Source organism: Inquilinus limosus MP06 (genome assembly GCF_000767795.1).
Lineage (GTDB): Bacteria > Pseudomonadota > Alphaproteobacteria > DSM-16000 > Inquilinaceae > Inquilinus > Inquilinus limosus_E.
Window position 1 is genome coordinate 1 of record NZ_JANX01000787.1, and the last position, 2,214, is coordinate 2,214.

At 71.4% G+C, this 2,214-nt stretch carries 3 protein-coding genes; 2 read left to right on the top strand and 1 reads right to left on the bottom strand.

Going from position 1 to position 2,214, the window contains the following annotated elements:
• The coding region (locus P409_RS41350; RefSeq protein WP_343285538.1) for an NAD(P)-binding domain-containing protein at window positions 1-130 on the bottom strand (130 nt) is incomplete at its 3' end.
• Window positions 131-401: 271 nt separating this feature from the next.
• Between P409_RS41350 and P409_RS32365 the strand changes: the two genes are divergently transcribed.
• Window positions 402-1,406 carry a LacI family DNA-binding transcriptional regulator gene (locus P409_RS32365; protein WP_034848295.1) on the top strand — a complete coding sequence of 335 codons (1,005 nt, stop codon included), beginning with the start codon at window positions 402-404 and terminating at the stop codon, window positions 1,404-1,406.
• 20 nt (window positions 1,407-1,426) lie between these two features.
• Window positions 1,427-2,095, top strand: coding sequence for a 3-oxo-tetronate 4-phosphate decarboxylase (gene otnC / locus P409_RS32370; protein WP_034848298.1), 669 nt, complete (start codon window positions 1,427-1,429; stop codon window positions 2,093-2,095).
• Window positions 2,096-2,214: the final 119 nt, after the last annotated feature.

Here is a 2,214-nt window from a genome sequence, read left to right on the forward strand (position 1 = left end):
AGAGATCGCAGCCGGCGACGGCGAACCCGGCCCGGCGCAGCGACAGGGCCATGCCGAGGCCCATCGAGCCCAGGCCGATCACGGCGGCGCGGCCCGTCCTCCCCGCATCCTGCATTCCGAGTCTCCTCATCCGGCCGTCGACAGGCCCGCCACCCCGGTCGACGCCGACCCGGCGGAGTGCCCGTTGACGTTGATACCGATATCATATGCTTCGGTGACGCAATCGGAAAGCCGGAAACCGGCTGCCACACCATTCCGGGATGGATTATGATATCGATATCAACATAGTGGTGATGAACGATCCGGGTTCCGGATCCGCCGCAGGAAAGACCCATGGCCCCGGCACGGATCCCATCCTCCAAGATGACTCTGCCCCGCCAGGCCGGGAAGGCAAGGGCCTGATGGCGCGGACGCGGCGGGCCGATCCCAGGGGCATCACGCTGGTGGACATCGCCCGGGCCGCCGGGGTCAGCAAGATCACCGTGTCGCGGGTGCTGCGCGGCGGGCCGGTGGCGGGGGAGACGCGCGATCGGGTGCTGGAGATCGTGCGGCGCCTCGGCTATGTGCCGAACCGCCTCGCCGGCACCCTGTCCTCCGCCGGCTCGAACCTGGTCGGGGTGATCATCCCGTCCCTGGCCAACATCGTCTTCCCCGACGTGCTGCGCGGGGCGGAGGCGGTGCTGGATGCCGCCGGGTTCCGCTCGGTGGTCGGCGTCACCGACTACGACCCGGCGCGGGAGGAGGGGCTGATCGAGGCGATGCTGGCCTGGCGCCCGGCCGGGCTGATCGTCACAGGGCTGGAGCACACCGACCGCAGCCGGGCGATGCTGGCCCATGCCGGCATCAGGGTGGCCGAGCTGATGGATCTCGACGGCGCCGGGCTCGACATCGTCGTGGGCCTGTCGAACCGGGCGGCCGGCCGGGCCAGCGCCCGGCACCTGATCGAGCGCGGCTACCGGCGCCTGGCCTATGTCGGCCACGATCTCGGCCAGGACCGGCGGGCCGCCAAGCGCTTCGAGGGCTTTCGCGAGGCGCTGTCGGAGAGCGCCGCCGCCCTGGTCGCGACCGAGCTGATGCCGGGCCGGTCCTCCGCCGCGTCGGGGCGGGAGGGGCTGGCCCGCATCCTCGAACGCGACGACGGGGTCGACGCGGTCTATTTCTCCAATGACGACATGGCGATGGGCGGCTGCTTCCTGTGCCTGGCGCGCGGCATCGCCGTGCCGGACCGGGTCGCCCTGTTCGGCTTCAACGGGCTCGACCTGGCCCAGGCGCTGCCGCAGCCGCTCTCCACCATCCGCTCGCCCCGGGTGCGGATGGGGGAGGAGGGGGCGCGGCTGGTCTGCGGCCGCGGCCCGGCCACGGTGGTCGATCTCGGCTTCGAGCTGGTGCCGGGCGCCACCGCCTGACGCGATCGGAAGGAGGGACCATGGACGAGACCCGGCTGCGCGAGGACATCTGCCGCTTCGGCCGCTCGCTGTTCGAGCGCGGGCTGACGCCCGGCTCCTCCGGCAATATCAGCCTGCGGCTGGATGATGGCGGCTGGCTGGTGACGCCGACCAACGCCTCGCTCGGCTTCCTCGACCCGGCGCGGCTGTCGCGGCTCGACGCCGAGGGGCGGCTGCTGTCGGGCGACAGGCCGACCAAGGAGATCCCGCTGCACGGGGCCCTCTATGAGACGCGAGGCTCGGCCCGGGCCATCGTGCATCTGCACTCGACCCATTCGGTGGCGGTGTCGATGCTGCCGGGGATCGACCCCAAGGCGGTGCTGCCGCCGCTGACCGCCTATTACCTGATGCGGGTCGGGGCGACGGCGCTGGTGCCCTATTACCGGCCGGGCGACCCGGCGGTGGCCGATGCCATCCGCGGCCTCGCCGGCCGCTATTCCTCTGTGCTGCTGGCCAATCACGGCCCGGTGGTGGCGGGGGAGAGCCTCGAGGCCGCGGTCTACGCGACCGAGGAGCTGGAGGAGACGGCGAAGCTGCACCTGCTGCTGCGCGGCCTCAATCCCCGCCTGCTGTCGCCGGGGCAGATTTCGGAGCTGAGGGACGCGTTCAAGCTCGATTTGCCGGGAGAGGATGCGGGGCACGAGCATTAGGGCTTTCGTGTCGGGCAGGAATGGCGCGTGGCCGTTCTCGCTTGCGGGACCTTGTCGGAACTCGATCGCCTGAACCGGCGCGTGATGTCCACACTCCCCCTCCCCTTGCGGGAGGGGGT

What these genes read in the sequence shown, in the direction of transcription:
- otnC (WP_034848298.1), top strand. Translation starts at nt 1,427, where the DNA reads ATGGACGAGACCCGGCTGCGCGAGGACATCTGCCGCTTCGGCCGCTCG.
- P409_RS32365 (WP_034848295.1), top strand. Translation starts at nt 402, where the DNA reads ATGGCGCGGACGCGGCGGGCCGATCCCAGGGGCATCACGCTGGTGGAC.